Genomic DNA, 25,446 nt, shown 5'->3' with positions numbered 1-25,446 from the left:
GAACTCTTCCTTGCAATTCTACTTCAGCCAAGTCGGCCGATGATGCGATAAAACAATGCAGCCGGCAGGAGTTTTTTCAGAAGCGCGCCCTGCCTGGCGGGCCTTGTTACAATATAGTGCGGTTTGGGTTTCTTTGCTGCCAGCGCGTGCTTCAAAACCGCATAAACCGCATCCGGGCCGAGCTTGCCGGGGGCGGGTTTGCTCTCGCCCCGGAGGCGCCGCATCTGTCGTTCGTATTCAACGCGGTGCACCGAATTCTTGAGGTCGATGAAGCGTTCGATATAGGCGATCGCGTTGGTCGTGAATTTGGAGGCGATCGGCCCGGGCTCGATGAGGCTCACCTCGATGCCGCTGCCGGCAAGTTCCATCTTGAGGGTGAGCGACAGCCCCTCGATTGCAAACTTGGAGGCGTTGTAGGCGCCGCGCCAGCGATAGGGCACGATGCCGAGGATGGAGGAGCATTGCACGATGCGGCCGCTGCCACGCGCCCGCATGGCCGGGATCACCCGCCGCGTCAGGTCATGCCAGCCGATGACGTTGGTTTCGAACTGGAGCCGAAGCGCTTCGGTCGGCAGATCCTCGACCGCACCCGCCTGGCCATAGGCGCCATTGTTGAACAGCGCGTCGATCCGTCCGCCGGAAAGCGCGAGCACCGTGTCGGCCAGGGCGGCGATGGTTTCCGGCTTGGTATAGTCCATCAGGAAGGTTTCGATGCCTTCGGCCTCAAGAGACTGGCGGTCTTCTTCCCGACGCACGGTGGCAAAGACCCGCCAGCCATCGGCATGGAGCGCGCGCGCGCAATAGGCGCCGATCCCGGACGAACATCCGGTGACAATGATTGTGGGGCGATCAGTCATCCGATCGATTCCTGTAGAAATCCTGCCTCCGTTTCCCATATTCATCGGCGGGATACAATTGAATTGCGCAAGCCGGAACCCGCCAGCGTTGTCGCCATTGCGATCGTGTCAAGCCAAGGAAACGGTACCGGACGGCGGCGCCGGAGTGTGCGGTCTCGGGCCCTTTAGGATTGGAATGGAATGCCAGCGTTCATACGCATCACCTGGAAAGTCGTGTTCGATGCGCTCTGGCATTTCAGCCTTGATGACGGTTGGGCGATGGCGAGCCACGTGGCTCTGTCGTCGCTGCTTGCCGTCTTTCCCTTTCTGATCTTCGGCACCGCACTTGGCAGCTTTCTCGGCGCCGATCAGTTCGCCGAAACGGCCGTGCACCTGATATTCGACGCCTGGCCCGAATCCATCGCCAAGCCTGTCGCCGACGAGATCGTACGGGTGTTGACGATCCCGCGCGGTGGACTTTTGACCGTTTCCGTTCTAGCCGCGGCCTATTTCGCCTCCAACGGCGTGGAGGCGCTGCGCGTCTCGCTGAACCGCGCCTACCGCGTGAGTGAAAGCCGCTACTGGTACGTGACCCGGCTCGCGAGCCTTGGCTTCGTGCTCGCCGGCGTGCTGATCCTGGCGGCGCTCAGCATCCTCCTGGTCGCAGTGCCGCTGGCGGTGCGTTACGCCGGAGAATGGTGGCCCTGGTTCGGCGGCGTCCTGGCAACCGTCGACAACTGGAGCCTGCCGCTCGCTCTGGTCGTCTTGACCGGTGGACTTCTGGTGTCGCATCTCTGGCTGCCCGACGGCCACCGCAAGGTGGTCGACGTGCTCCCCGGCATTGTGCTTACGCTCATCTGCTGGACGATCGGCGCCTACGCCTTCGCTTCCTATCTCGCGACCTTCGCCACCTATGTCTCGACCTATGCGGGCCTAGCGTCGATCATGATCGTGCTCGTGTTCCTCTACATGATCGCGGCCATCTTCATCATCGGCGCCGAGATCAATGCCGCGATCCTGAAATACCGGGTCAAGCGCATGGTGCGGCGGAGCTTTCAGTTCCGCAATGGAAACGAGGCCGTTCGCGAAGAACAGGATTTAGACGATTAACGCCCGGACCTCTTCCGGAGTGCGGCCGGCGGCGCGGAAAGCCGCAATGCCGGTATCCTGGTTACTCTTGGACAGTTTGCGGCCATCCGGTCCGAGGATCAGCCGGTGGTGGTGATAAAGCGGCTGCGGCAGGTCCAGAAGCCGCTGCAGCAGCCGGTGCACGGAAGTCGCATGATAGAGATCGCGGCCGCGCACGACATGGGTGATGCCCTGCAGCGCATCATCGACGACGACGGACAGATGGTAGCTCGACGGTGCATCGGAGCGCGACAGGATGACGTCGCCCCAGGCGGCGGGGTCGGCCAGGATGACGCCGGCTTCGCCCATTGGCCCGGCGCCACTCTCGTCCCAGGTGAGAGGGATTCCCCCGAGGAGGCTGATCGCCTTCTGCATGTCGAGCCGCCAGGCATAGGCTCTGCCGCTTGCGAGCAAGGCTGCTCGCTCGCTTGCTGAATAGATGCGTTCGCGACCGGGATAGAGCGGTGTGCCGTCCGGATCGCGCGGCCAGGTCCGGCCGTCGGCCTCGGCCTCGGCGACGGCCGCCTTGATCTCGCCGCGGGTCATGACCGAAGGGTAGACCACGCCGAGCTCGTTCAGCCGTTCGAGCGCTGACGCATAGGCATCGAGGTGGTCCGACTGGCGGCGCACGGGGCGCTCCCAGTTAAGGCCGAGCCAGGCGAGATCCCTGGAGATGGCGACCTCGAATTCCGGGCGGCAACGGGTCTGGTCGATATCCTCGATGCGCAGCAGGAAGCGGCCGTTCGTGGCCTTCGCCATGTCGTGGTTCAGCACCGCGGAAAGCGCATGGCCGAGGTGAAGCAGGCCGTTCGGGCTGGGGGCAAAGCGGAAAACGGGTGGCGTGTCTGGCATCCTTTTCCTTTGCCATGGAAGGGGTATAAAAATCATCCGCTTTGTGGAGGCGTCATGCGGATCATCCGGACACATGAGGATATCGAAGCCGGGCTTTCCGGTCTGGTGATGCTGGATGCGCGCCTGGAGCACGTGGTCGCCAAGGCCGGGCCGGTGCCGCTCCGGCGAACCGATCCCGGCTATCGCGGCCTTGCCAGCATCATCGTGTCGCAGATGGTCTCGAAGGCGAGTGCCGCGGCGATCTGGCGGCGGATGGAGGAGAGGCTCGGCGAGGTCACGGCATCAGGGGTGATTTCGCTCAGCGACGAGGACTGCCGCGCAATCGGTCTTTCACGCGCCAAGGCGGATGCGCTGCGTCGTGTCGCCGATGTGGTGGTCGGAGGCGAGATCGATCTCGATGCGATCTGCGACGCCGAAGCGACCGAGGCGATCCGGGATCTGACGGCGATCAAGGGCGTGGGACGCTGGACTGCGGAGGTCTATCTCTTGTTTTGCGCCGGCCACCCGGACGTCTTCCCCTCCGGCGACGTCGCGCTGCAGAACGCGATCGGCCACGGCCTCGGTCTCGAATTGCGCCCGACCGCACGCGAAATTGATTCGCTCGCCGCCTCCTGGTCGCCCTGGCGCAGCGTCGCCGCGCGGCTCTTCTGGGCCTATTACGCACAGGAAATGCGCCGCGATGCTGTTCCTGTGACACCTTGAAGGAAAAAGCGAATCCAGCGAGCGCATTTTTCTTTCCGGCTTCACAATCCTGTTGCAACGGGCCTAATATAGAAGGTGCAGATGCCGAATCGATCAGGAGAATACGCTTGACGATTGCAGTCTCACCACAGGCCTTACCAGCGCTCGTCTTGAACGCTGACTATCGGCCGCTGAGTTACTACCCCTTGTCGCTTTGGTCCTGGCAGGACGCGATCAAGGCAGTCTTCCTTGACCGTGTAAACATCCTTGCCGAGTACGAACATTCGGTGTCGTCTCCGAGTTTCTCGATGCGACTGCCGAGCGTTGTTTGCCTCAAGAGCTACGTGCAGCCCTCGCGCCACCCGGCCTTCACCCGGTTCAACGTGTTCCTGCGCGATAAATTCGAATGCCAGTATTGCGGTTCGCCCGACGATCTCACCTTCGATCACGTGGTGCCCCGCGCTCACGGCGGCCAGACGACATGGGACAACGTCGTCGCAGCCTGCTCTCCCTGCAATCTGCGCAAGGGCAGCAAGCTGCCGAAGCAGGCCGGCATGTTCCCGCACCAGAGGCCCTACCAGCCGACGGTACAGGACCTGCACAACAACGGCCGGCTCTTTCCGCCGAACCATCTGCATGAAAGCTGGATGGACTATCTCTACTGGGACGTCGAACTGCAGCCCTGACGCTGTTCGTGCCTTCTTGCCGGATCAAGCCCGGAAGCGGGAGCAGGGCAGGTGCGTGCGTTCGCCAACCCCTCGTCGGGTTGTCACGCGATGGTGTCCGTTTTCCTGGAGCGATCCGGGATCAGCGCGCCCTTGCAGCGCCGCGAAGCGCGATCGCTGCGAGGATCAGGCTGGCGATCACGTTCCATCCGGCGAAGGAAAGGCCGAACACCCGCAATGCGGCTTCCGTGCAGGACGGGGCATGCTTCGAATCGAGATCGCCGAGCAGGTCGCCGACATTGGACGACACGCCCTGCGCCGTCGTGGCGCAGGTGGATGGCCCTTCCCAGAAATGCCATTCGGCGCCGGCGTGATAGGCGCCCATGCCGGCACCGAGGAGCATCAGGATGCCGACGACGCCGAGCAGCGTGCGCGTCAGCCACACGGGCAGTTTCAGCGCGCTGGTGATGATGGCGAGGATGCCGATCGGAATGCCCCAGTAATAGGGGTCGCGCTGCAGCAGGCAGAGCGCGCAGGGGATATAGCCGCCAATATGCTCGAAGCCGAGCGCCCCGCCGACGGTTGCCGCCATGCCGAGGGTCACGACAATGGCGATCAGCAGATGTTGGCGGGATTGGGTGGCGGCGTCGATCATCTATACCTCGGGGGCGGCAGGCCTATGGAACCGGCACCTGCCGCAGTGCAAACTGGATGGCGTCTTCTTAGGCAGGATCGCGCGCGCTGTAAATCGTGGGTGGCCGCGACAGGTCCGCACGCTTTCGTGATTGTCCGCGTGGCATCTTGAAAATGATGGTTGACCATCGCGAAATCCTTCGTGTAAATCCGAGCCGCTGATATCGCATTTCCCTGAGCCCCATTGGCGGAATTGGTAGACGCGCTCGACTCAAAATCGAGTTCCGAAAGGAGTGCTGGTTCGACCCCGGCATGGGGCACCACCACAATACACTTTCTTCACATCCCATCGTCGGTCCCACATGCCTGACCGCCACCGCGGTCATTGAACAGACGCTGACGAAGGTGTTAGGTGCGCTGCAGCACAAATCTATCATGGCAGCGTCATGTTACCGAAAATCGAGACCTACGACGAACTCTACCGCGCCTTCCGCTGGCAGATCCCGGAAAAGTTCAATATCGGCGTCGCGGTCAGCGACGCCTGGGCCGCACGCGAGCCGGAGCGCGTCTGTCTTCAGCATTTCGACCCCGATGGCGCCCATCGGGCACTGACCTATGGCGCGTTCGCCCGGCAATCTTCCGCCTTTGCAAAAGGGCTCTCAGGCGAGGGCATTGCGCCCGGCGAGCGGGTCGCGATCCTTTTGCCGCAGGGCTTTGAAGCGGCGATCGCCCACGCGGGGATCTATAAGCTCGGCGCCATCGCGCTGCCGCTGGCACTTCTCTTCGGTGTCGAGGCGCTCGAATACCGGCTGCGTGACGCCGGTGTTTCGGCTGTCGTCACCAACAACTTTGGCTTCGAGCGCGTGGCCGCAATCCGGGATCGGTTGCCGGAGCTGCGTCTGGTCGTGCTGGCGGAAGATCAGCCGCAGCCGGGTACGATCGCCTTTTCTTCGCTTGCCTCGCGTGATCCCGTTGGCTTCGTGCCGGCGGATACCGGCCCGGACGATCCGGCTTTGATGATCTACACCTCGGGCACCACGGGGCCGCCGAAGGGCGCGCTGCACGGGCACCGGGTGCTGCTCGGCCATCTGCCGGGATTCGAGTTTCATCATCACTTCCTGCCGCAGCCTGGCGACCGGATGTGGACGCCGGCGGACTGGGCCTGGGCAGGAGGGCTGCTCAACGCACTGTTGCCGTCGCTGCTGCATGGCGTGCCCGTCGTGTCGTCGCCGGCGCAGAAGTTCGACCCCCATACGGCGTTTCGTATCTTGGAAGAGATGGACGTGCGCAACGCCTTCATCCCGCCGACGGCGCTCCGGCTGATGAAGGCAGTGGAGAGGCCGCGCGAGCGCTACCGGCTCAATCTCCGGACCATCGGTTCGGCGGGGGAATCCCTCGGTCGCGAAACCTACGAATGGGCAAAGGCAGCGCTCGGCCTCGACGTGAGCGAGTTCTACGGCCAGACCGAGTGCAACATCGTCATCTCTTCGGCCGCCGATCTCGGCGTCGTCAAGCCTGGATCGATGGGCAAGGCGGCACCCGGCCACCGGGTGGCGATCATCGACGGCGAGGGTCACGAACTGCCGCCCGGCAGTGTCGGCCAGGTGGCGGTGAAGCGGCCGGATCCGGTGATGTTCCTCGGCTATTGGGGGAACGATGAGGCGACCGAGAAGAAGTTCATCGGCGACTGGATGACGACGGGCGACCAGGGCGTGATGGACGAGGAGGGGTATTTCACCTTCTTCGGCCGCGATGACGACGTCATCACCTCGTCGGGTTACCGCATCGGTCCCGGCGAAATCGAGGATTGCCTTGCCGGTCACCCGGATGTGCAGCTGGCCGCTGCTGTCGGCAAACCCGATCCCGTCCGCACGGAGATCGTCAAGGCCTTTGTCGTCCTGCGGCCCGGCGTCGATGGTGACGAGCGGGTCGCGGCGTCCATTCGCGAGTGGGTGAAAACCCGGCTGTCGATGCACGAGTATCCGCGCGAAATCACCTTCGTCGACAGCTTGCCGCTGACGACCTCGGGCAAGGTTATCAGACGGTTCCTGCGTGAACGGGCAGCAGCGGAGGCGCGCGGCGACTGAGGCCGCGGCCGGCCGCGCGGCTTAGCCGGAACGGCTCTCAATTTAGCGCCCGGCCAGTGCCTTGATCTTGTCGCGCAGCATGCGCGCCATGTTGCGGGTGTTGCGGTAGAGGTGGAGCTGGGCCGCGACCTGGCGCACTTCGCGGTCACGGGTCTGCTCAAGGCCGATGACCAGCGTGCCCATCTCCTCGCGCTCCTGCCAGAAGCGGCTCATGACCGGGTGATCCGGCACGGCGCAGGAATCGGAGCGGGCGATGTTGGCATCGTCGAGATGCCATTCCGTCAGCTCGGCCAGCAGCAGCTTGCCCGGGGAGAACTTGGCATAGCGTTCGTCATAGGCCGTCTTCCAGGTATAGGCCTCGCCCGACATCAGGAACACCACCATGGATGCGATCGCCCGGCCATCGAGGTCGAGCGTGTGGATGCGCACGCTGTCGCCATCGGCAAGATTGGTGATCGCTTCGCGGGCAAAGGCCGCACGGAACCGGTCGAGCACCATGGCGCTGCGCCCCTTTCCCTTCCATCCGGACGCTTCGAGCGCCAGGAATTCCTCCATGCGCAGGCGGATCTCGGCGGGTTGGCGGGCGACGGAATAGTTCAGCGCGCCCTGTTTTTCCAGGTTGTTCCACTGCCGCCGCAACTCGCGGAAATGCGCCGGGCTGATGGCGTTGCGCAGATAGGTCGGCCCGTCGAGCAGGCTTTCGAGCATGGGGCGGCTGTGGGTATCCGTTACCGTCAGCGGCAGGTTGCGGCCGATGGCGACGGCGCGGGTGAGGCGGGCCACCTTGCCGTTGAGGCGCATGTCGGGAAGGACGAGCACCGAGGGCAAGCCGCCGGAGGGGGCGGCAAAGGCCTCGAACAGATTGTCGAGGGTCTCTGCCGCATCCTCTGCGTCAAGCAGCGGGACGCCGAGCGGACCGAAAGGGTTCGACCACGCGCGAATGATCGGCGCGCCGATCGAGAAGCCCGGCTTCTCGATCGAAAACGGCATCAGAAACCGCAGCCGGCTGCGGCGTTCATCGTTGTCACGCATGATCGCAAGGCGGATCACCCGGTCTTCGAGACGGGGCATTGCGGGGGCAAGAAAGCGCCCGGTGAAGAAAACGTTCGGTTCCAGGGCCCGGTTCGACAGGAAGTCGAGTTCGCGCTGCAGATCGTAGCCGGCCTTCGCCGGGTAGATGGCGAGATGGCGTCCAGGACGGCCGACTTCGATCATATGTTCCGCGGTCGGGCCTGCATCGCCAGGTTGCGCCAGACCGCCAAGGACTCGGGCGGCCCGGCTGTTTGCATCGCTCGGAAGATTGGTATTGCCGATCATGGATGGACAGTCCCGTTGTTATCATTGCCGGCCCGCACGCTCGCAAAGGCGAAGAGCGCGAAGCCAAAGGTATGCCGGACGGCGATATGCAGCAACATCGCCTCGACGAACATTGCACCTGCGGTTGCAAGGGCGGCGCCGGTCAGTCCGAGGAGAGGGATGAGGCTGAGATTGAGTGCGATGTTGGCGACCAGCGCGCCGGCGTAAAGGATCACGCAGAGCGTCTGCTGGCCCGCCATGGTCAGAAGCGTTTCCGCCGGCCCGACGAAGGCCTTGGCGAGAATGCCGCCGAAGAGGATCATCATCAAAGGCATGCCGGTGACGAAGGCAGGCCCGAAGAGCGAGAGCAGGAACGGGCCTGCGAGCAGGACCAGCGCGCCGACCAGCAGCGACGGCCAGAAGGCCCAACGCGCGCTTTCGATCGCGATACCCGCGAGCTGCCTGCGGTCACGGGCCATGGCGTTCGAAACGCGGGGGCCGGCCGCCGCCTTGACGGCGAACATGACGAAGTGCACCAGCGCCATGGTCTTGGCGGCGGCGAAATAGATCGCAACGTCATCGGGATCGAGATAGAGGCCGACGATCACGACGTCGGAATTGGTCAGCAGAAAGCCGAAACCATCGACCAGGAAGATGGGGATCGAAACCCGGAGCCAGCGGCCAAGCTCGATCCGCCGGGGCCCTTCCACGTAGCGTGAGCGGAGACGATAGGTCAGCACGAGGAACTGCGAGACGGTGGTGACATAGGCGGCGGCCATGGCCGCGACCATGGCGGTTTGCGCCGTGTGCTGCGCGCCCGCCGAGACCGCCAGCACCATGAAGGCGAGGACCAGCAGCGGGCGAATGATGAAGGTGGGGCTCATGGCGGAGAGCGCCCAGCCATGGGCCCGCGACGTTCCGTCCATGACGTCGCCAAGGGCGATCATGGGTAGGGTGAAGAGGCCGAGATGGAGCGGCACGAGATAATAGGCCTCGATGTGCTCTGAAAAGAGCCAGATGCCGAGCAAGCCGACGACGGCGACCGCGGTGGCGGAGGTGAGGGCGAAAACACGCACTGTCGTCGTCACGCCGCGGATTTCGTCGAGCGCGGCAGTCGCCTGATATTCCGGCAGGAAGCGGATCACGACGGAATGGAAGCCGACGCAGGAGAGGCTGCCGAACAGGATCACCAGGACCCAGACGAAGACGAAGATGCCGTATTCGAACTCGCCCATCATCCGGGCCAGGATGATCTGCGACAGGAAAGCGATGGCTGCGCTGAGGATGCGAACCGTGAAGGCGACGAGCGCCATGCGGCGAGCCGTGTTCTTCAGGTCGGAGCCGCTCAAGATGGCAACAACCGCGCCGATCATCGCGGACAAGCGGTGTTTCATCGCCGACGGCAGCATTCGTCCGGCCGTTTGACATACCGCCATGAACACGAGAACACCCTGAGATTACGCAATACAGGGTTTCACTACTGCCAGAACAGCGTTAACAAACGGTTCAGTGCGGTTGTATTGGCGAGACAAGGCCATGCCGATAAGCGATGGTGAGCGAGAACGGATGATGCGGGCGAAATCGATCGGCCCACGCATGATCGGCTATCTCGAGGAGATCGGCATCGAGCGGCTTTCTGATCTGAAAACGGCCGATGCCGAAGAGCTCGCCTTCCGCATCAACACAACGCTCGGCCGCCGCCACATCAATCGCACGGGCATTCACGCGCTCGAAAACCTGATCGCCTACGCCAAGTCGTTCGATCGGTAAGGGCTTTCAGATCGGCTGTTTGCGCTTGAGTTTCTGATAGCCGCTGCCCGCCTCTGCGCCTTGGGACGCGGTAACCGGAAACGAAAATGCCGCCGAAGGCGGCATTTCCTGCAAAGGGCATGGGCGCGAAACCCAAGCTATCCCTTGTCTCGCTTATGCCTCGTAGACGCCGTGGCAGTGCTTGTACTTCTTGCCGGAACCGCAGGGGCAAAGTTCGTTGCGCGAGACCTTGCCCCAAGTCGACGGATCCTTCGCATCGCGTTGCACGGGAGCGGGGGCCAGAAGCGTTCCAGCGCCGCCACCGAAATCGTCTTCGCCGGTCAGCGGATCGATATGGTGGCCATGCATGACCGGCGGTGCCGGCTGCGGCGCTTCGGCTGCTTCGCGCACCAGTTCGACGCGCATGAGTTGTGCGGTTACCGCCTGGCGCAGGTTGCCGAGCAGGGCCTGGAACAGTTCGAAGGCCTCGGACTTGTATTCCTGCAGCGGATCGCGCTGTGCGTAGCCGCGGAAGCCGATGACCGAGCGCAGGTGGTCGAGGTTGACGATATGCTCGCGCCAGAGATGGTCGAGCGTCTGCAGCACGACCGAGCGTTCGACATATTGCATGATCTCGAGGCCGAAGCGTTCGGCGCGATCTGCCGCTTCCTTCTCGGCAGCGGCGGTGACGCGTTCGAGAATATCGGCCTCGTCGATGCCCTCCTCGGCAGCCCATTCAACGACCGGCAGGTCGAGATTGAGGTATTGCTGAACGTCGGCCTTCAGGCCCTCGACGTCCCACTGCTCGGCGTAGGCGCGCTCTGGGATGCGCTTGCTGACCATGTCCTCGATGACTTCGGTGCGCATATCGGTCACGGTTTCCGTGACGTTTTCGGCATCCATCAGCTCAATGCGCTGCTCGAAGATCACCTTGCGCTGATCGTTGAGAACGTCGTCGTATTTCAGGAGGTTCTTGCGGATGTCGAAGTTGCGCGCTTCGACCTTCTTCTGGGCGCGCTCGAGCGCCTTGTTGATCCAGGGATGGACGATCGCTTCGCCTTCCTTGAGGCCGAGCTTCTGCAGCATGCTGTCCATGCGGTCAGAGCCGAAGATGCGCATCAGGTCGTCCTGGAGCGACAGATAGAACTTCGAACGGCCCGGGTCGCCCTGACGACCGGAACGGCCGCGAAGCTGGTTGTCGATGCGGCGGCTCTCGTGACGCTCGGTCGCGAGAACGTAGAGGCCGCCGGCAGCAAGCGCCTGCTCCTTCAGCTTCTGCACTTCGGCGCGGATCGCTTCGATGCGCTGGTCGCGCTCCGGACCCGGCTCGACGTCGGCAAGCTCCTGCTGGATGCGCATGTCGACGTTGCCGCCGAGCTGGATGTCGGTACCGCGACCAGCCATGTTGGTGGCGATCGTCACCGCGCCCGGAACACCGGCCTGCGCGACGATAAAGGCTTCCTGCTCGTGGTAGCGTGCGTTCAGCACCTGGAACTTGCCGAAGCCGGACTTCTTGAGGAGATCGGCAAGCTGTTCGGATTTTTCGATCGAGGTCGTGCCGACCAGCATCGGCTGGCCGCGCTCGTGTGCCGACTTGATCTCGTCGATGATGGCTTTCAGCTTTTCGCCCTGGGTACGATAGACCTCGTCGTCCTCGTCGATACGCTTGATCGGCAGGTTGGTCGGCACTTCTACCACTTCGAGGCCGTAGATGTTGCCGAACTCTTCCGCTTCGGTCGCCGCCGTACCGGTCATGCCTGCAAGCTTGGAATACATGCGGAAATAGTTCTGGAAGGTGATCGAGGCGAGCGTCTGGTTCTCTGGCTGGATCTGCACCTTTTCCTTGGCTTCGAGCGCCTGGTGCTGGCCTTCGGAATAGCGCCGTCCCGGCATCATGCGGCCGGTGAACTCGTCGATGATGACGATCTCGCCGTTGCGGACGATGTAGTCCTTGTCGCGGGTGAAGAGCTTGTGGGCCTTCAACGCGTTGTTGACGTGATGGACGATCGCGACGTTTTCGATGTCGTAGAGCGTTTCACCCTTCAGGAGACCCGCCTGACGCAGCAGGTTCTCGAGCTTCTCCGTGCCTTCTTCCGAGAAGTTGGCGGAGCGCTGCTTCTCGTCGATTTCGTAGTCCTCGGGCGAAAGCAGCGGGATGAAATCGTTGATCGTGTTGTAGAGATCGGAGCGGTCGTCGAGCGGACCGGAGATGATCAGCGGCGTGCGGGCTTCGTCGACCAGGATCGAGTCCACCTCGTCGACGATGGCGAAGAAGTGACCGCGCTGGACCATCTGTCCGCGTTCGTACTTCATGTTGTCGCGCAGATAGTCGAAGCCGAGTTCGTTATTGGTCGCATAGGTGATGTCGCAGGCGTAGGCGTCGCGGCGCTGCTCGTCGGTCAGGCCGTGGACGATGACGCCGGTCGTCATGCCGAGGAAGCCGTAGATGCGGCCCATGGTGCCGGCGTCGCGCTGGGCGAGGTAGTCGTTGACAGTGACGACGTGTACGCCCTTGCCGGCAAGTGCATTGAGGTAGACGGGGAGGGTCGCGACGAGGGTCTTGCCTTCACCGGTCTTCATTTCGGCGATCGCGCGTTCGTGCAGGATCATGCCGCCGATGAGCTGGACGTCAAACGGGCGCAGGCCGAGGACGCGGCGAGCGGCTTCGCGCACGACCGCAAAGGCCGGTACCAGGAGATCGTCGAGCGTCTTGCCCTCTTCCAGCTGCTTGCGGAATTGCACCGTCTTGGCTGCGAGCGCCTCATCCGACAAAGCCTTCGTTTCGGCTTCAAGAGCGTTGATGGCATCCACCCGACCCTGGTAGCCGCGGACGCGGCGATCATTGGCGGAACCAAACAACTTGCGGGCTAGGCCGCCGAGACTGACCATACGGATGGTCCTTTCTTTTTTGTTGCCTGGGGTCCCATGGCCGCGCCGCAAAAACCGCGCAATGCCGCGAAACGCCCGGAAACTGTTCTGGACGCGAGGTTGCGTGACAGATAAGAGGGGGGTCGAATTATGTCAACGCACTTGCGCTGCCGGACGGCTACAGAACCGCCACATTCTGGTGGTGTGCAGCCGCTACGAGCCGGACGCAATCGCGCGGAAGGCCAAAGTGAAAGGTTAGTGAGCATGTCCAAGTTGAAAACCCTGGCTGCTGCGGCACTGGTTGCGGCAATGGCCGCTCATGGTGGCGCGCGGGCGGAGGACGCCGATCCGGTGATCGCCAAGGTTGGCGGCGAGGAAGTGCATCAGTCGGAGCTCAATCTCGCACTGGGCGGCCTTGACCCGCAGCTTCAGCAGATGCCGGAAGAGCAGAAGCGCGCCGCCGCGCTGTCGGCGATCATCGACGTCAAGCTCCTGTCGAAGACGGCCGAAAAGGAAGGTCTGCAGGATGATGCGACCTTCAAGCAGCGCGTCGCCTACCTGACCGCGCGCGAACTGCACAACGCCTACTTCAAGAAGCACGTGGTCGACGCGATCACCAAGGAAGAGGTGAAGGCGCGCTACGACAAGGAGGTCGCGGCCATCCCGGTACAGGAAGAGGTGAAGGCTCGCCATATCCTGGTCAAGACCGAGGACGAGGCCAAGGAAATCATCAAGGAACTCGACGCCGGCAAGAGCTTCGTCGAGCTGGCCAAGGCGAAGTCTTCCGATCCGAACAAGGACGATGGCGGCGATCTCGGCTACTTCACCCAGGGCCGCATGGTGCCGGAATTCGAAACGGCTGCCTTCGCCCTCGAAAAGGGCGCCTACACCAAGACCCCGGTCAAGACGCAGTTCGGCTTCCACGTGATCCTGGTCGAAGACAAGCGCCCGCAGGCTCCGCCGACGCTGGAGCAGGTCGAGCCGCAGGTTCGTCAGCTCGTCATGCGTGACAAATACGTTGAGCTGCTTGCTGCCGCCAAGAAGGATGCAAGCGTCGAGATTTCCGATCCCGCTCTGAAGAAGGCCTATGACGAGGCCAACAAGGCGCAGGGAACTCAGGAAGCCAAGTAATTCGATCGGCCGGTCCTGCCATTGGCGGGGCCTGCCATCACCGCTTTTTGCTGATGCCCGGCGGTGAAAACCGTTCGGGCATTTGTCGCAAGATGGATCGGGAGCGGGTTCGGTTGTAAGCCGCTCCAGATCTTTGTTCTTACGCATTTCCTGACGGAAGGCCGCTGCGCAGCTTTCCTGGAAATGCTTTGGCCCCAACACGTCACAGCAGGTTTCCCATGTCCGGCTCAGTCTCCCCGCTTGCTCCGAAAACCTTCGCCGAAATGCCGTCCGTACGCGGTGTCCGCATGGCTACCGCTGCCGCCGGCATCAAGTACAAGAACCGCACCGACGTGCTGATGATGGTGTTCGACAAGCCGGCCGCCGCCGCCGGCGTTTTCACCCGCTCCAAATGCCCGTCCGCTCCGGTCGATTTCTGCCGCCAGAACCTTGCCGGCGGCGTCGCCCGCGCCGTCGTCGTCAACTCCGGCAACGCCAATGCCTTCACCGGCAAGAAGGGACGCGAGGCGACGGAACTGACCGCGAAGTCGGCGGCGAAGGCTGTCGGCTGCAAGGAAAGCGAAGTGTTCCTCGCTTCCACGGGCGTCATCGGTGAGCCGCTTGATGCAACCAAGTTCGCCGGCGTGCTCGACGATTTGGCTGTTGCCGGCAAGGAAGATTTCTGGTTCGAAGCCGCCAAGGCGATCATGACGACGGACACCTATCCGAAGGTCGCGACCCGCACGGCCGAGATCGGCGGGGTCAAGGTCACGATCAACGGTATTGCCAAGGGTGCAGGCATGATCGCGCCCGACATGGCGACGATGCTCTCCTTCGTGGTGACCGACGCAGACATTGCCCCGGCAGCGCTGCAGGCTCTGCTTTCGGCCGGCGTCGGCCCGACCTTCAACTCGGTCACCGTCGACAGCGACACGTCGACCTCCGACACGCTGATGCTCTTTGCGACGGGTGCGGCGGCAGTCGATGGGCAACCCGCAATCGCCGACGCGGCCGATCCGCGCCTCGATGCCTTCCGCCTGGCGCTGAACGACCTGCTGCGCGACCTGGCGCTTCAGGTTGTGCGTGATGGCGAAGGCGCGCGCAAGATGGTCGAAGTCACGGTCGAAGGCGCTGAGAACGACGCGGCGGCCAAGCGCATCGCGCTCTCCATCGCCAACTCGCCGCTCGTCAAGACCGCCGTCGCCGGCGAGGACGCCAATTGGGGGCGCGTGGTCATGGCTGTCGGCAAGTCCGGTGAGATGGCCGAACGCGATCGGCTGGCGATTTGGTTCGGCGATGTGCGCGTGGCCGTCGAAGGCGAGCGTGATCCCACCTATTCGGAAGCGGCAGCCACTGCCGTCATGAAGGCCGAGGACATCGCCATCCGCGTCGACATCGGCCTCGGGTCCGGCCGCGCTACGGTCTATACCTGCGACCTGACGAAGGAATATGTCGAGATCAACGGCGACTACCGGAGCTGAGGTTCCGGTCCAGCCTGACTATAGCGCCGCGCGTCTCACCAGACGCGCAAAGGTCGCTGTAGAACTTTGATTTTCTACATGCCTCCTTAAATCGTGGTCGATTTGAGGAGGCATGCAGTAGGGGTAACAAGATGACATCGAGTGATACCCGGCCGGCGGGCAACGTCGCGGCCGAAGGTGGGGAAGCGGTAATGGTTGATCTCCCGAGCGTGCGCCGTCTCGAAGCCGTGGGCTTCCGGGCTTGGCCGGCAGCGTCAGTGCAATATGACGGCAGCTGGCTGATCCGGCTCAATGCTGGGCATGATTCCAAGCGTCTCAACTCCGTCAACCCGCTCGATCCATCCGACTGTCGCGACATCCCGGCGCGCCTTGAAAAGGCGGCCAGGCGTTTTGCCGACTACGGTCGATCCCTGACCGTGCGCCAGACGCCGCTGACCCCGCCGCAACTCGTTGCCCATATGGATGCGGAAGGCTGGACGGCATTCAGTCGCAGCCTGGTGATGACGACCGATCTTGCCGAGCGTGAATTCGGCGGCGGCATCGACCATCTGCCGATCAAGGACACCGGCCGCTTCGTCGATGCCTGTATCGGTATCGCCAAGGGCGATCCGAAGAGAAAGGCCGCGCTCGCCGAGATCATCAGTGCGATCAAGCCGGAAAGCGGCCTCTTCCTGTTCGAAGATGCCGAGACCGGGCCTACCGCCGTGGCTCTCGTCGTTCAGGACAACGATCTCGCCGGCATCATGCAGTTTGCCGTGGACGCACGGGTCCGCGGGCGCGGCGTCGGCAAGGCGATGCTCGACGTCTGCTTGCGTTGGGCGCGGCTGCGCGGCGCCAGGAAAGCCTGGCTGCAGGTCGAGGCGGAGAACAGCGCGGCGCTGGCACTCTATCGTGGCGCCGGTTTCTCCGAAGTCTACAGCTACATCTACAGAGCGCCTGGGGCTTGAGGTCATGGACGTCAACGGAAAGAAGATCGTGCTCGTTGCCGCCTGTGCTCTGGTCGATGCCGACGGCCGTATCCTGCTGGCGCAGCGGCCGGAAGGCAAATCGCTGGCCGGTCTATGGGAGTTTCCGGGCGGCAAGGTCGAGGCCGGCGAGACGCCCGAGGAAACCCTGATCCGTGAATTGGACGAGGAACTCGGCATCCGCACCAAGGTCGCCTGTCTCGCGCCGCTGACCTTCGCCAGTCACACCTATGAGGACTTCCATTTGCTGATGCCGCTCTATATCTGCCGGCGTTACGAAGGGGTGGCGACGGGGAGGGAAGGCCAGGCGATCAAATGGGTGCGGCCGAAGGCCTTGCGCGACTATCCGATGCCGCCGGCGGATGAGCCGTTGATACCGTTTCTTATGGATTTGCTCTGAACCTACCCGAAATCTGATCGATTATTAATCGATCGTTTATCTCCCTCGCGCAAAGATAGCCCAATTCATTTTTTCGGTACGCATTGTTGGTGAACAGCGTATTGATTTCAGGCAGTACGGTGGAACCAAGCTTGGGAAGGGCGCTTGCGTTCGCCGTGCTTTGTGCGTTTGTGAGGCTGGGATGGTGGACGACGATTTCTGGAGCACGGTTCAGGAAAAGGATCTGATGAACAATCAGTCCCGCCGGACGGGTGTGCTCAATCTGTCCCTGCTGTTTGGAACGGCAGTGATCGCGCTGACGCTGATCCTCACGCCGATGCTGTCTTCAAAGAACGACAGGCGCATCATGGCGAACACGCCCGTCGACTACGACAACATTTCCACCGGCTCCATCCCTTCGAGCGGGACTACCAAGCGCTACACGGTACGGCGCAGCGTGCTGCAGGAAATGCCTGGGGCGGTCTGCATCATCGATGCGGACGGCCGCAAGAGCGGGTGCTGACCTAACGCCATCCGGGTTTTCCGGTGCGTTTCGGAACACGAACCAGACTGGGGACGCATGGAAAAGCTGAGACGCCTCTTTCGCGACGCAAGCGCTGCCACCGCGGTCGAGTATGGCCTCATCGCTGCCATCATCTCCGTCAGCCTGCTTCTTGGTCTCGAACAGGTCCGCGACGCGCTCACCGCCGTCCTCAACCTGCTGGCGACGACATTCCAGAACGCACAGGTCTGAAGACCTCGCCGGAACGAACGCCGCCGTCGTCCGTCAGAGCGGCTGCTCCTTCGTGCCGAGTGCAGTCGAAAGCCGCTGCTTCGCCGAGCCTGGTTTCAACGGCTTCTGCTGGCTTTCATGCGGTGCCCAGCCGGACAGGTAGATGATCGAGAATGTCGCGCGAACGCGGCCGTCCGGGTCGGAGAAACGTTCGGCATAGATTTCCGCGGCCCGCAGGAAGAAGCGCCGCGAGACGGGCACGCGGCTTCGTGCCGTGAGTGGACTGGTCATGCCCATGGCGCGCAAGTCGCGGATCAGGGCAAACAGCGAATCGTAACGCACCGTGTAGGTTTCTGTGTCGGCGACCGGCAGCGCGAAACCGGCGCGTTGCAGCAGGGCGCCGATATCACGGACGTCGGCGAAGGGAATGACTCGCGGACTGGCGCCGCCCGTCAACTCCGCCTCGGCGGCCAGAAGCGCCTCGCGCAGTTCCTGCAGCGTGCCGCTGCCGGGGATGGCGGCGAGAAAGAGCCCGTCGGGTTGCAGCGCCCGACGAACCTGGATGAAGGCGCCCGGCGTGTCATTGGTCAGGTGCAGGGACAGCGGCGAAACCACCAGGTTGAAGCTCTCCGCTTTGCCCGGAACCTCTTCGAGCGAGGCGATCGTTACCGGTGCCTGGTCGGAGCCAAAACGCGCATCCGTTTCCACGCGCTCAACGGCACCGATCTTGCCGGTTGCCATGAGGTTCCGCGCCGTTTGCCCGGTATAGCCGTGCAGTTCCAGCGCGCGGTCGAAGTGACGTTCGACCACGCTGACCCGTTCGGCGAGTTCCTGTGCGACGATATCGAGAAGGAAGCCGGCTTTCGGATCGGCGTTTCTGAGCGCTCTTGCCCGATGTGCCTCAACGAGGCTCTGGTCAAAGATTTTTTCCACGATACTGTCTCCGCAAGCTCGCCAGCAAAGAGACCTTCGGAGGTTCAAAGTCAACAGCATGGCATGGGAGAGACCGCGGTTTCCGGAGGAGGGGTGGGGGCGCGTTCTGCGGGGGCTCGTCTTCGGGGTCGTCGATCTCGTTTATCCGCCAGTCTGCTGCGGCTGCGGCCGAATGGTTGGCAATCATCGCGCGGTTTGCGCGCCTTGCTGGTCGACCCTGCCGCTGATCGAGCGCCCCTATTGTGATGTTCTCGGGACACCGTTTTCGGTCGACCATGGGCCGGGCTCGGTTTCGCCGGAAGCCATTGCCAATCCGCCCGCATTCGATCGTCTGCGGTCGGTCGCAATCCATGAGGGCATCGCCCGCGATCTGGTGCATGGGCTGAAGTATCGCGACCGCACCGATCTCGCGCCGATGATGGCGGAGTGGATGATCCGGGCGAGCGATGGTGCGGTGGCCTCGGCCGACGCGATCGTTCCGGTGCCATTGCATGCCTTTCGGCTCTGGAGGCGCAGGTTCAACCAATCGGCGGAACTGGCACGGGCCATAGCGCGGCTCTCCGGCAGGCCTTACCAGGCCGATGTGCTCATGCGTATCCGACGCACGAGCCGGCAGGTGGGTCTTGCCCGGCAGGCCCGTGAAGACAATGTGCGCGGCGCCTTCGCGGTCTCGGAAAGCGGCAAAGCGGGTCTCCGTGGGAAAAGCGTCGTTCTCGTAGACGATGTATATACGACCGGTGCAACCGTCTCGGCAGCGACCCGCGCTCTGAAACGGGCGGGAGCCGGGCCGGTCACGGTTTTGACCTTTGCAAGAGCCATATCCGGTCCTATATGACAATCAGTTGTCCGGCACGGTTGCCGGCGAAGGAGCGAACCAGGATCATGGCTTCAGTGGTCATTTATACGCGTCAGTTCTGCGGTTATTGTTCGGCCGCCAAGAAACTACTGGAAACCAAGGGCGTGTCCTTCCTCGAACACGACGCTACCTATGATCCGACGGTTCGGCAGGTGATGATCGAGAAGGCGCACGGCGGCACGACGTTCCCGCAGATCTTCATCAACGACATCCATGTCGGCGGCTGTGACGACCTGCACGCGCTGGAACGAGCCGGCAAGCTCGACGCCATGCTTGCCGCCTGACGCGCCTGACGACCCGATGTTTTGCAAGTCGCTAGAGCGAGAGCGTCTGTTCGCTCTGCAGCGGCGTGCGCCAGGAGTTAAAGCAAGATGACCTTCAAGGCCGCAGCCATTCAGATGTGTTCCGGCGTCGATCCGCGCAAGAATGCGGAGACGATGGTGCGACTGGTGCGCGAGGCGGCTGCCCAGGGCGCGACCTATGTCCAGACGCCGGAAATGACCGGCGCGCTCCAGCGAGACCGGGCGGCTCTGCGCGCGGTCCTGAAGGACGAGGCAAACGACATCATTGCCAGCGAAGCCGCGAAGCTTGCCGGTAAACTGGGCATCTATCTCCATGTCGGCTCGACGCCGATCGCGCTTGCCGACGGCAAGATCGCCAATCGCGGCCTGCTGTTCGGGCCGGACGGCAGGAAGATCTGCGACTACGACAAGATCCATATGTTCGACGTCGACCTCGACAACGGCGAAAGCTGGCGGGAAAGCGCCGCCTATCAGCCCGGCAACACGGCACGGATTGCCGATCTCGACTTCGGCAAGCTTGGTTTCACCATCTGCTACGACGTGCGCTTCCCGGAGCTTTTTCGGCAGCAGGCGGTGGCTGGCGCCGAGATCATGTCGGTGCCCGCCGCCTTCACACGCCAGACCGGCGAGGCACATTGGGAAATCCTGCTTCGTGCCCGTGCAATCGAGAACGGCCTCTTCGTCATCGCTGCCGCGCAAGGGGGCACGCATGAGGACGGGCGCGAGACCTTCGGCCACTCGATGATCATCGATCCCTGGGGCAGGGTGCTTGCTTCGGCCGGCTCGACCGGTGAGGCGATCGTGCTTGCCGAAATCGATGTCGCCTCCGTGCATTCGGCACGCGCCAAGATACCGAATTTGAAGAACGCCCGCAGTTTCGTCCTCGACGAAGTGGCGCCAACCGGGAAAGGAGGCGTCGCCGCTTGATCCGCTATGCGCTTTCCTGTGACAATGGCCATTCCTTCGAGGGGTGGTTCTCGTCGAGTGACGATTTCGACCGCCAGGTCGGCCGCAAACTGGTTTCCTGTCCCTCTTGCAATTCAACGTCCGTTGCCAAGCAGTTGATGGCGCCGTCGGTCGCGACTGCGCGCAAGAAGGAGGCAACGCGGGCGGTGATCATGGACCAGGCGCAGAAGGAAACGATCGCCAAGATCCGCGAATTGGTAAAGACCGTGCGCGAGAACGCCGAGGATGTCGGCGAGCGCTTTCCCGAGGAGGCGCGCAAGATCCACTATGGCGAAGCGGAGGAACGCGGACTGATCGGCAAGGCGACGGCGGAAGAGGCCGTGGAGCTTCTCGAAGAAGGAATTGCGGTCGCGCCGCTGCCGATCTTGCCGGACGAGGCCAACTGACGCGCGATCCAACGCCTGACCGATGCTGCAAACTTGGCCGACGGCTCTTTAAAAACAACGTCTTGCTTCCCATTTCGCGGTTTCGCAATGGGAGATTTTCAGTCAATGACATTGTCCGAGCTACGCATTTCCACCGATCGGCTCGTCATCAGGCCATTCGCGCCCAACGATTTTCCCGCCTTCTTCGCCTATCATCGGCTGCCGGAAGTCTATCGCTACCTCTATGCCGAGCCGTTGGACGAAGTGGCGGCGCGGACGAAGTTCGTCAAGGCGTCGAAGCCGCGCCTCGACGAAGACGGAGATGTCGCAGTCTTTGCCGTCGAGCGGCAGGAGGATGGCGCCCTGATCGGCGAGGTGCTGCTGAAGCTCGCAAGCCGGACGGCGGAGCAGGCGGAGACCGGCTACATCTTCAACCCCGCCTTTGCCGGCAAGGGCTACGCGACCGAGGCGATGCGGGCCGTGCTCGATCTCGGTTTTTCGACGCTGCACTTTCACCGGATCTTCGCTCGGCTCGATGCGCTCAACAAAGGTTCCGTCGGTGTCGTGGAACGTCTCGGCATGCGCCGGGAGGCGCATCTGATCGAGAACGACCGGTTCAACGGTAGCTGGGGCGACGAATTCGTCTATGCGCTGCTGAGGCGTGAATGGCAGGAGCGTCGGCAGGCCGGCTGAACCCGCCGGCAGCGTTTACAGCGGGCGCTTGGCGACGATCATGTAGTTGACGTCCATATCCTTGGACAGGTTCCACTGATTGGCGAGCGGATTGAAGAAGACGCCGGTGCGCTCGGTGACTTCGAGCCCGTTGGCCACAAGCGGCTTTTCCAGTTCTTCCGGGCGCACCAGCTTTTCGTACTGGTGCGTGCCGCGCGGCAGCCAGCGCAACACGTTCTCGGCCGCGAAAATGGCAAGTGCCGCTGCCTTCATCGTGCGATTGATGGTGGCGACGAACATCAGGCCGCCAGGGCGAACCATATGGGCGCAGGTGGTCATGAAGAAATCGACGTCTGCAACGTGCTCGACCACTTCCATGTTGAGCACGATGTCGAAGCTCTCGCCGGCTTCGGCGAGCGCTTCCGCGGTCACGGCGCGATAGTCGACCGCGACGCCGCTTCCGGCTGCGTGCGTCTTGGCGATACCGATGTTCTTCTCAGAGGCATCGGCACCGAGGACGTCGGCGCCCATGCGCGCCATTGGCTCCGACAGAAGACCGCCGCCGCAGCCGATATCGAGCAGCCGCAGACCTTTCAGCGGTTGCGGGCCCCTGGGATCGCGGCCGAAATGCTCGGCCACCTTGTCGCGGATATAGGCGAGGCGAACGGGGTTGAACTTGTGCAGTGGCCTGAACTTGCCGGTGGGATCCCACCACTCCGCGGCCATGGCGGAAAACCGGTCCACCTCGCTCTGGTCGATCGTCGTGCGTGCGGTCTCGCTCATGTCGCCGTCTCCTTGCATCTTCCCTGGTGAAGTCGGACGATCAGGCAGGGAAGTCAAGAGCCGGCGATGGGCCAGATGAGCGCAGACCAAGCGGGAGCGATGCTCTGCCCCCTACAGCGCGTCCGCCTCCGGTTGGTAGTGCAGGATGACTACTCCCGATTTCAGCGAGCGTGTGTCGGTCAGTTTCAGCTTCGTCCGCTTCAGGCCCGGCTTGAACAGGGGCACGCCGCTACCCAGAAGCACCGGATTGATGCCGAGACGATACTCGTCGACAAGGCCCTTCTCGATCAACCCTGCTGCGAAATCCGCACTGCCGAATACGAAGATCGTGCCGCCATCGAGTTGCTTCAGTCGCTCGACTTCCTTGGCGGCGTCGCCGGTCACGAGCGTTGTCCTGTGCCAATCGGCGGATGTCAACGTGCGCGAGAAGACGAACTTCTCGACGCCATTCATGAAGGTGGCGATGTCGCCTTCGGCGGATGGCCAATAGGCGGCCATCATTTCATAGGTTACGCGGCCGAAAAGCAAAGTGTCCGCTTCGAGCTGCGTTTCGCCGATATAGGCGGCGAGTTCGTCCTCGAAGACGAACCAACTGATGTCATGCCCCGGCGCCTCGAAGAAGCCGTCGACGCTGACCATGTCCCACATGATGACCTTGCGCATTGTCTTTCTCCCGTTGCAGTGCGTGTGTTCGGAGGAGACTGACAAAACTGATATTATATTACAAGTGGTTTTATAATTGCATCAGATTGGTTCGCGCCGAAGCACGTCGCCGTGCTAGTTTTGTCGAATCTGCGATGCAGGGGAATTCAGATGTCGCTGGACAGAATCGGCTGGGCAGTCGAGGTCGTTGCGCGCAGCCTTCGATGGATCGTCGAGGCGCGGCTGACGTATGTCTTCGAAGGTGGCGAGGTTGCCTGCGTGATCGCTTGTCCGCCTTCCTAGCCACGATGAGGAACATGACGCCCGCCCTTCGCGGGCGTCACTAATGCGATGAGTGCGGCTTCGCTGACCGCGGTCGCTACCCGAGCTCGCTCGCCGCAGCGGAGGCGAAGAAGTCCTCCGGGTCCTCGACTTCGACGAGACGCCGCTTCTCGATCAGCCAAAAGCGATTGCCGACATTGCGGACGAAGCTGCGATCGTGGGACACCAGCAGGCAGCTCGTCTCGTGCTTGAGCAACTCGGCCTCGAGCGCCTCCTGGCCCTCGATGTCCAGATGGTTGGTCGGCTCGTCGAGCAGGTAGAAATTCGGCTCCTTCAAGCGCAGGACCAGCATGGCGAGGCGTGCCTTCTGGCCTCCGGAGAGCCGGCCGATCGCCTTTTCCTGCATGTCGATGCCGACGCCGGCACCGACGAGCAGGGTGCGTGCCCTTTGATCGCCGAGAGAAAAGCGGCGTGAGAGTGCGGCAAGTGGCGTCTCGTCGTCGGACAATCCCGCAAGCGCCTGGTCGCTATAGCCGAGCACGAGCGAGGGCGTCGCCTTCAGGCTTTCCGGTGCACGCCCGGGCTCCTCGATCGCAGCGCGGATGAGGTTGACGAGCCGCGTCTTGCCGGTGCCGTTTTCGCCGAGCAGGACGATGCGGTCGCCTTGGCAAATCCAGCGTTTGCCGGTGCGAAAGAGAGGGGTTCCGTCCGGCGTTTCGACGGCGACATCGTCGAGCGTCACCAGGATCTTGGCGTGGGTGCCGCGGTTGGCGAGCCGGATCGCGCCGGCGGAACGCTCCTGATGCGCAGGCTTCGCTGCGTCCTCCAGCCGCTCGGCCCGCTGCTTCAACTGCTTCGTCTTCACGGTCAGCAGGTCGCTGCCGGAATTGATGCCGATATTGTTGAGCTTGGCGGCCTGGCAGCGGAGTTGCTGTGCCACCTTCATGTCGCGCTGGTAGCGCCGCTCCTCGGAGGCATCGACCTCGTCGAGCGCTACGCGCGAGCGTGAGTAGGGAAGCGCGAAGATCGGCGACTGCTCGGGCCTCAAGAACAGCGTGCGGTTGGTGGTCGCATCCAGGAAGGCGCGGTCGTGGCTGGCGACCAGCACCGGCACGTCCCGCGGCAGGGCGTTCAGCCAGGCTTCGAGCCGGGCGATCTTGGCGAGGTCCAGGTGATTGGTCGGCTCGTCCAGCAGCAGCGCATCCGGATCGGTGACCCAGACGCGGGCGAGAAGTGCCAGCCGCTGCCAGCCGCCGCTCAATTCCGAGACAGAGCGTCGGCGCAGAGCCTCCGGCACGTCGAGGGAGTCGAGCACGATGTCGACGCGCCAGCTTTCGTTCTCCGCTTGATCGGCCGGAAGGGCAGAGAGAACGGCTTCGTGGAAGGAGAGAGGCATGAGCGAAGCAGGCACGTTCTGCTCGACGTGGCCGATGGTCAGGCCCCGCGAACGCGTGATTTCGCCGGCAGTCGGGTCGAAGGTGCCGGCGATCGATTTCAAAAGGGTCGACTTGCCGCGGCCGTTCGCGGCGACGATGCCAATCCGATCACCTGCGGCGACGGAGAGATTGAGGTTGGAGAAAAGCGGTGCACTCAGGCTGACGCCGAGGTTGCGGATATTGATCAAGGCCATGGTCGTTCTCTGGACTGCGCGAGCGACGGTGAGACATCCGTGGGCGGCAAGCTCATGCCGTGGCTGGCGGATGGTCGAGCCCGCGACAGCAAGGTTGCTGCACTCGGGCAGTCACTCGGTAATGGAAGACGATGCAGGCGTTCGAACCGATAAGGTTCCGCACTGCATCACTCTGGGCAGACCAGGGATAGGTTCGCGAGATTGCGAAGTATGTCCGGTCAGCCCTGCAAACGCATCTGCAGGGCTTGGACGGGGCCACGCTGGCGGTGGTGCCGGAAGAATGTAATCACGCGCAGCCCCCTTTCTCGAATTCGAGTTGCGAGTGCACGTTTAGCATCGGCGCCGGTAATTTTCAACGCGGCATTGCAGGCTTCCGCGGCACGGATATTTCCGTCACGCCGTCCCTATGGCAATATTGTTGCGAAACGGACCTGTCCGAGCCGGCGGCGAGGCTCGAATCTGTGTCCGCTTGCCATTGCGTGCGGCCCCCTGATCCGCTAAGAGACGCCGCGACTTTCCGCTCCCCGAAGCGGTGACTGCCGATGTCCGAGA

Annotated in this window: 27 protein-coding genes and 1 tRNA gene; 18 read left to right on the top strand and 10 right to left on the bottom strand. The window is 62.9% G+C overall.

Annotated features, from left to right (window positions below):
- Positions 1-23: 23 nt before the first annotated feature.
- On the bottom strand, positions 24-857 hold the full coding sequence (locus AC0C6X_RS15225) for an SDR family oxidoreductase (RefSeq protein WP_173520560.1): 834 nt from the start codon (positions 855-857) through the stop codon (positions 24-26).
- Between the two features lie 180 nt (positions 858-1,037).
- Between AC0C6X_RS15225 and AC0C6X_RS15220 the strand changes: the two genes are divergently transcribed.
- Positions 1,038-1,946: a YihY/virulence factor BrkB family protein gene (locus tag AC0C6X_RS15220; RefSeq protein WP_173520561.1), complete on the top strand. Its 909-nt coding sequence runs from the start codon at positions 1,038-1,040 to the stop codon at positions 1,944-1,946.
- Here the strand turns inward: AC0C6X_RS15220 and gluQRS are convergent.
- Positions 1,935-2,816 (bottom strand): tRNA glutamyl-Q(34) synthetase GluQRS, encoded by an 882-nt coding sequence (gene gluQRS / locus AC0C6X_RS15215; protein ID WP_246304744.1) that lies wholly within the window; start codon positions 2,814-2,816, stop codon positions 1,935-1,937. The two genes, AC0C6X_RS15220 and gluQRS, sit on opposite strands and share 12 nt — an antisense overlap.
- A gap of 54 nt (positions 2,817-2,870) precedes the next feature.
- Between gluQRS and AC0C6X_RS15210 the strand changes: the two genes are divergently transcribed.
- Both AC0C6X_RS15210 and AC0C6X_RS15205 read left to right on the top strand, forming a co-directional pair.
- Positions 2,871-3,518: a DNA-3-methyladenine glycosylase family protein gene (locus AC0C6X_RS15210; protein ID WP_173520563.1), complete on the top strand. Its 648-nt coding sequence runs from the start codon at positions 2,871-2,873 to the stop codon at positions 3,516-3,518.
- A 107-nt stretch (positions 3,519-3,625) separates the two neighbouring features.
- Complete coding sequence (locus AC0C6X_RS15205) at positions 3,626-4,183, top strand: HNH endonuclease (protein WP_043623031.1); 558 nt, start codon at positions 3,626-3,628, stop codon at positions 4,181-4,183.
- 121 nt (positions 4,184-4,304) lie between these two features.
- Here the strand turns inward: AC0C6X_RS15205 and AC0C6X_RS15200 are convergent, their stop codons facing one another.
- Complete coding sequence (locus AC0C6X_RS15200; protein WP_173520564.1) at positions 4,305-4,817, bottom strand: disulfide bond formation protein B; 513 nt, start codon at positions 4,815-4,817, stop codon at positions 4,305-4,307.
- Positions 4,818-5,033: 216 nt separating this feature from the next.
- Here AC0C6X_RS15200 and AC0C6X_RS15195 point away from each other — a divergent pair.
- Both AC0C6X_RS15195 and AC0C6X_RS15190 read left to right on the top strand, forming a co-directional pair.
- A tRNA-Leu gene (locus AC0C6X_RS15195) sits at positions 5,034-5,118 on the top strand.
- A 123-nt stretch (positions 5,119-5,241) separates the two neighbouring features.
- Complete coding sequence (locus tag AC0C6X_RS15190; protein WP_472953841.1) at positions 5,242-6,882, top strand: AMP-binding protein; 1,641 nt, start codon at positions 5,242-5,244, stop codon at positions 6,880-6,882.
- Between the two features lie 42 nt (positions 6,883-6,924).
- Here AC0C6X_RS15190 and AC0C6X_RS15185 read toward each other — a convergent pair whose 3' ends face one another.
- Together AC0C6X_RS15185 and AC0C6X_RS15180 are read right to left on the bottom strand one after the other, a co-directional pair.
- The gene (locus tag AC0C6X_RS15185; protein WP_173520566.1) at positions 6,925-8,199 is read right to left on the bottom strand and encodes a GNAT family N-acetyltransferase; all 1,275 of its coding nucleotides are present in this window, start codon (positions 8,197-8,199) and stop codon (positions 6,925-6,927) included.
- On the bottom strand, positions 8,196-9,587 hold the full coding sequence (locus AC0C6X_RS15180) for a lipopolysaccharide biosynthesis protein (RefSeq protein WP_472954105.1): 1,392 nt from the start codon (positions 9,585-9,587) through the stop codon (positions 8,196-8,198). Before AC0C6X_RS15180 ends, AC0C6X_RS15185 begins: the two co-directional genes overlap by 4 nt.
- Before the next feature lie 127 nt (positions 9,588-9,714).
- Here AC0C6X_RS15180 and AC0C6X_RS15175 point away from each other — a divergent pair, with 127 nt between their 5' ends.
- The gene (locus AC0C6X_RS15175; protein WP_173520567.1) at positions 9,715-9,948 is read left to right on the top strand and encodes a hypothetical protein; all 234 of its coding nucleotides are present in this window, start codon (positions 9,715-9,717) and stop codon (positions 9,946-9,948) included.
- Between the two features lie 153 nt (positions 9,949-10,101).
- On the opposite strand, the gene secA is transcribed toward AC0C6X_RS15175, so the two are convergent.
- Positions 10,102-12,816, bottom strand: coding sequence for a preprotein translocase subunit SecA (gene secA, locus AC0C6X_RS15170; protein ID WP_173520568.1), 2,715 nt, complete (start codon positions 12,814-12,816; stop codon positions 10,102-10,104).
- Between the two features lie 243 nt (positions 12,817-13,059).
- Here secA and AC0C6X_RS15165 point away from each other — a divergent pair, with 243 nt between their 5' ends.
- The 6 genes from AC0C6X_RS15165 to AC0C6X_RS15140 all read left to right on the top strand — a co-directional run bounded on the left by AC0C6X_RS15165 (position 13,060) and on the right by AC0C6X_RS15140 (position 17,484).
- On the top strand, positions 13,060-13,926 hold the full coding sequence (locus AC0C6X_RS15165) for a peptidylprolyl isomerase (RefSeq protein ID WP_472953836.1): 867 nt from the start codon (positions 13,060-13,062) through the stop codon (positions 13,924-13,926).
- A 218-nt stretch (positions 13,927-14,144) separates the two neighbouring features.
- On the top strand, positions 14,145-15,386 hold the full coding sequence (gene argJ, locus AC0C6X_RS15160; protein ID WP_472953834.1) for a bifunctional glutamate N-acetyltransferase/amino-acid acetyltransferase ArgJ: 1,242 nt from the start codon (positions 14,145-14,147) through the stop codon (positions 15,384-15,386).
- Positions 15,387-15,517: 131 nt separating this feature from the next.
- Positions 15,518-16,333 carry a GNAT family N-acetyltransferase gene (locus AC0C6X_RS15155; RefSeq protein WP_472953831.1) on the top strand — a complete coding sequence of 272 codons (816 nt, stop codon included), beginning with the start codon at positions 15,518-15,520 and terminating at the stop codon, positions 16,331-16,333.
- 4 nt (positions 16,334-16,337) lie between these two features.
- The gene (mutT, locus tag AC0C6X_RS15150) at positions 16,338-16,751 is read left to right on the top strand and encodes an 8-oxo-dGTP diphosphatase MutT (RefSeq protein ID WP_173520572.1); all 414 of its coding nucleotides are present in this window, start codon (positions 16,338-16,340) and stop codon (positions 16,749-16,751) included.
- A gap of 181 nt (positions 16,752-16,932) precedes the next feature.
- A complete protein-coding gene (locus AC0C6X_RS15145; RefSeq protein WP_173520573.1) occupies positions 16,933-17,253 on the top strand; it encodes a hypothetical protein in 321 nt (106 codons plus the stop codon).
- A 57-nt stretch (positions 17,254-17,310) separates the two neighbouring features.
- Entirely contained in the window at positions 17,311-17,484 is a 174-nt protein-coding gene (locus tag AC0C6X_RS15140; RefSeq protein WP_173520574.1) for a Flp family type IVb pilin, read from the top strand.
- A gap of 33 nt (positions 17,485-17,517) precedes the next feature.
- Here AC0C6X_RS15140 and AC0C6X_RS15135 read toward each other — a convergent pair whose 3' ends face one another.
- A complete protein-coding gene (locus AC0C6X_RS15135) occupies positions 17,518-18,396 on the bottom strand; it encodes a class I SAM-dependent methyltransferase (protein WP_472953828.1) in 879 nt (292 codons plus the stop codon).
- A 58-nt stretch (positions 18,397-18,454) separates the two neighbouring features.
- On the opposite strand from AC0C6X_RS15135, the gene AC0C6X_RS15130 reads away from it, so the two are divergent.
- The 5 genes from AC0C6X_RS15130 (at position 18,455) to AC0C6X_RS15110 (ending at position 21,578) form a co-directional block, all read left to right on the top strand.
- Complete coding sequence (locus AC0C6X_RS15130; protein WP_173520576.1) at positions 18,455-19,231, top strand: ComF family protein; 777 nt, start codon at positions 18,455-18,457, stop codon at positions 19,229-19,231.
- Positions 19,232-19,278: 47 nt separating this feature from the next.
- A complete protein-coding gene (gene grxC / locus AC0C6X_RS15125; protein ID WP_173520577.1) occupies positions 19,279-19,536 on the top strand; it encodes a glutaredoxin 3 in 258 nt (85 codons plus the stop codon).
- A gap of 87 nt (positions 19,537-19,623) precedes the next feature.
- Positions 19,624-20,481: a carbon-nitrogen hydrolase family protein gene (locus tag AC0C6X_RS15120; protein WP_173520578.1), complete on the top strand. Its 858-nt coding sequence runs from the start codon at positions 19,624-19,626 to the stop codon at positions 20,479-20,481.
- The gene (locus tag AC0C6X_RS15115) at positions 20,478-20,906 is read left to right on the top strand and encodes a DUF1178 family protein (RefSeq protein WP_173520579.1); all 429 of its coding nucleotides are present in this window, start codon (positions 20,478-20,480) and stop codon (positions 20,904-20,906) included. Before AC0C6X_RS15120 ends, AC0C6X_RS15115 begins: the two co-directional genes overlap by 4 nt.
- A 105-nt stretch (positions 20,907-21,011) precedes the next feature.
- Entirely contained in the window at positions 21,012-21,578 is a 567-nt protein-coding gene (locus AC0C6X_RS15110) for a GNAT family N-acetyltransferase (RefSeq protein WP_472953824.1), read from the top strand.
- 15 nt (positions 21,579-21,593) lie between these two features.
- Here the strand turns inward: AC0C6X_RS15110 and ubiG are convergent, their stop codons facing one another.
- Both ubiG and AC0C6X_RS15100 read right to left on the bottom strand, forming a co-directional pair.
- Positions 21,594-22,340 carry a bifunctional 2-polyprenyl-6-hydroxyphenol methylase/3-demethylubiquinol 3-O-methyltransferase UbiG gene (gene ubiG / locus AC0C6X_RS15105; RefSeq protein ID WP_472953822.1) on the bottom strand — a complete coding sequence of 249 codons (747 nt, stop codon included), beginning with the start codon at positions 22,338-22,340 and terminating at the stop codon, positions 21,594-21,596.
- 111 nt (positions 22,341-22,451) lie between these two features.
- The gene (locus AC0C6X_RS15100) at positions 22,452-23,003 is read right to left on the bottom strand and encodes a dihydrofolate reductase family protein (RefSeq protein WP_472953820.1); all 552 of its coding nucleotides are present in this window, start codon (positions 23,001-23,003) and stop codon (positions 22,452-22,454) included.
- Positions 23,004-23,153: 150 nt separating this feature from the next.
- On the opposite strand from AC0C6X_RS15100, the gene AC0C6X_RS15095 reads away from it, so the two are divergent.
- Positions 23,154-23,285, top strand: coding sequence for a hypothetical protein (locus AC0C6X_RS15095; RefSeq protein WP_472953818.1), 132 nt, complete (start codon positions 23,154-23,156; stop codon positions 23,283-23,285).
- A 76-nt stretch (positions 23,286-23,361) separates the two neighbouring features.
- On the opposite strand, the gene AC0C6X_RS15090 is transcribed toward AC0C6X_RS15095, so the two are convergent.
- Complete coding sequence (locus AC0C6X_RS15090) at positions 23,362-24,894, bottom strand: ABC-F family ATP-binding cassette domain-containing protein (protein WP_472953816.1); 1,533 nt, start codon at positions 24,892-24,894, stop codon at positions 23,362-23,364.
- Positions 24,895-25,446: the final 552 nt, after the last annotated feature.

The sequence above is a fragment of the Ensifer sp. VA4 genome, assembly GCF_055710065.1.
This window is presented reverse-complemented; position numbering and strand designations above follow the sequence as displayed.

Bases quoted from the DNA above. Each gene is read 5' to 3' on its own strand.
- AC0C6X_RS15225 (WP_173520560.1), bottom strand. From the start codon at position 857: ATGACTGATCGCCCCACAATCATTGTCACCGGATGTTCGTCCGGGATC.
- AC0C6X_RS15220 (WP_173520561.1), top strand. From the start codon at position 1,038: ATGCCAGCGTTCATACGCATCACCTGGAAAGTCGTGTTCGATGCGCTC.
- gluQRS (WP_246304744.1), bottom strand. From the start codon at position 2,816: ATGCCAGACACGCCACCCGTTTTCCGCTTTGCCCCCAGCCCGAACGGC.
- AC0C6X_RS15210 (WP_173520563.1), top strand. From the start codon at position 2,871: ATGCGGATCATCCGGACACATGAGGATATCGAAGCCGGGCTTTCCGGT.
- AC0C6X_RS15200 (WP_173520564.1), bottom strand. From the start codon at position 4,817: ATGATCGACGCCGCCACCCAATCCCGCCAACATCTGCTGATCGCCATT.
- AC0C6X_RS15190 (WP_472953841.1), top strand. From the start codon at position 5,242: ATGTTACCGAAAATCGAGACCTACGACGAACTCTACCGCGCCTTCCGC.
- AC0C6X_RS15185 (WP_173520566.1), bottom strand. From the start codon at position 8,199: ATGATCGGCAATACCAATCTTCCGAGCGATGCAAACAGCCGGGCCGCC.
- AC0C6X_RS15180 (WP_472954105.1), bottom strand. From the start codon at position 9,587: ATGCTGCCGTCGGCGATGAAACACCGCTTGTCCGCGATGATCGGCGCG.
- AC0C6X_RS15175 (WP_173520567.1), top strand. From the start codon at position 9,715: ATGCCGATAAGCGATGGTGAGCGAGAACGGATGATGCGGGCGAAATCG.
- secA (WP_173520568.1), bottom strand. From the start codon at position 12,816: ATGGTCAGTCTCGGCGGCCTAGCCCGCAAGTTGTTTGGTTCCGCCAAT.
- AC0C6X_RS15165 (WP_472953836.1), top strand. From the start codon at position 13,060: ATGTCCAAGTTGAAAACCCTGGCTGCTGCGGCACTGGTTGCGGCAATG.
- argJ (WP_472953834.1), top strand. From the start codon at position 14,145: ATGTCCGGCTCAGTCTCCCCGCTTGCTCCGAAAACCTTCGCCGAAATG.
- AC0C6X_RS15155 (WP_472953831.1), top strand. From the start codon at position 15,518: ATGACATCGAGTGATACCCGGCCGGCGGGCAACGTCGCGGCCGAAGGT.
- mutT (WP_173520572.1), top strand. From the start codon at position 16,338: ATGGACGTCAACGGAAAGAAGATCGTGCTCGTTGCCGCCTGTGCTCTG.
- AC0C6X_RS15145 (WP_173520573.1), top strand. From the start codon at position 16,933: ATGGTGGACGACGATTTCTGGAGCACGGTTCAGGAAAAGGATCTGATG.
- AC0C6X_RS15140 (WP_173520574.1), top strand. From the start codon at position 17,311: ATGGAAAAGCTGAGACGCCTCTTTCGCGACGCAAGCGCTGCCACCGCG.
- AC0C6X_RS15130 (WP_173520576.1), top strand. From the start codon at position 18,455: ATGGCATGGGAGAGACCGCGGTTTCCGGAGGAGGGGTGGGGGCGCGTT.
- grxC (WP_173520577.1), top strand. From the start codon at position 19,279: ATGGCTTCAGTGGTCATTTATACGCGTCAGTTCTGCGGTTATTGTTCG.
- AC0C6X_RS15120 (WP_173520578.1), top strand. From the start codon at position 19,624: ATGACCTTCAAGGCCGCAGCCATTCAGATGTGTTCCGGCGTCGATCCG.
- AC0C6X_RS15110 (WP_472953824.1), top strand. From the start codon at position 21,012: ATGACATTGTCCGAGCTACGCATTTCCACCGATCGGCTCGTCATCAGG.
- ubiG (WP_472953822.1), bottom strand. From the start codon at position 22,340: ATGAGCGAGACCGCACGCACGACGATCGACCAGAGCGAGGTGGACCGG.
- AC0C6X_RS15100 (WP_472953820.1), bottom strand. From the start codon at position 23,003: ATGCGCAAGGTCATCATGTGGGACATGGTCAGCGTCGACGGCTTCTTC.
- AC0C6X_RS15095 (WP_472953818.1), top strand. From the start codon at position 23,154: ATGTCGCTGGACAGAATCGGCTGGGCAGTCGAGGTCGTTGCGCGCAGC.
- AC0C6X_RS15090 (WP_472953816.1), bottom strand. From the start codon at position 24,894: ATGGCCTTGATCAATATCCGCAACCTCGGCGTCAGCCTGAGTGCACCG.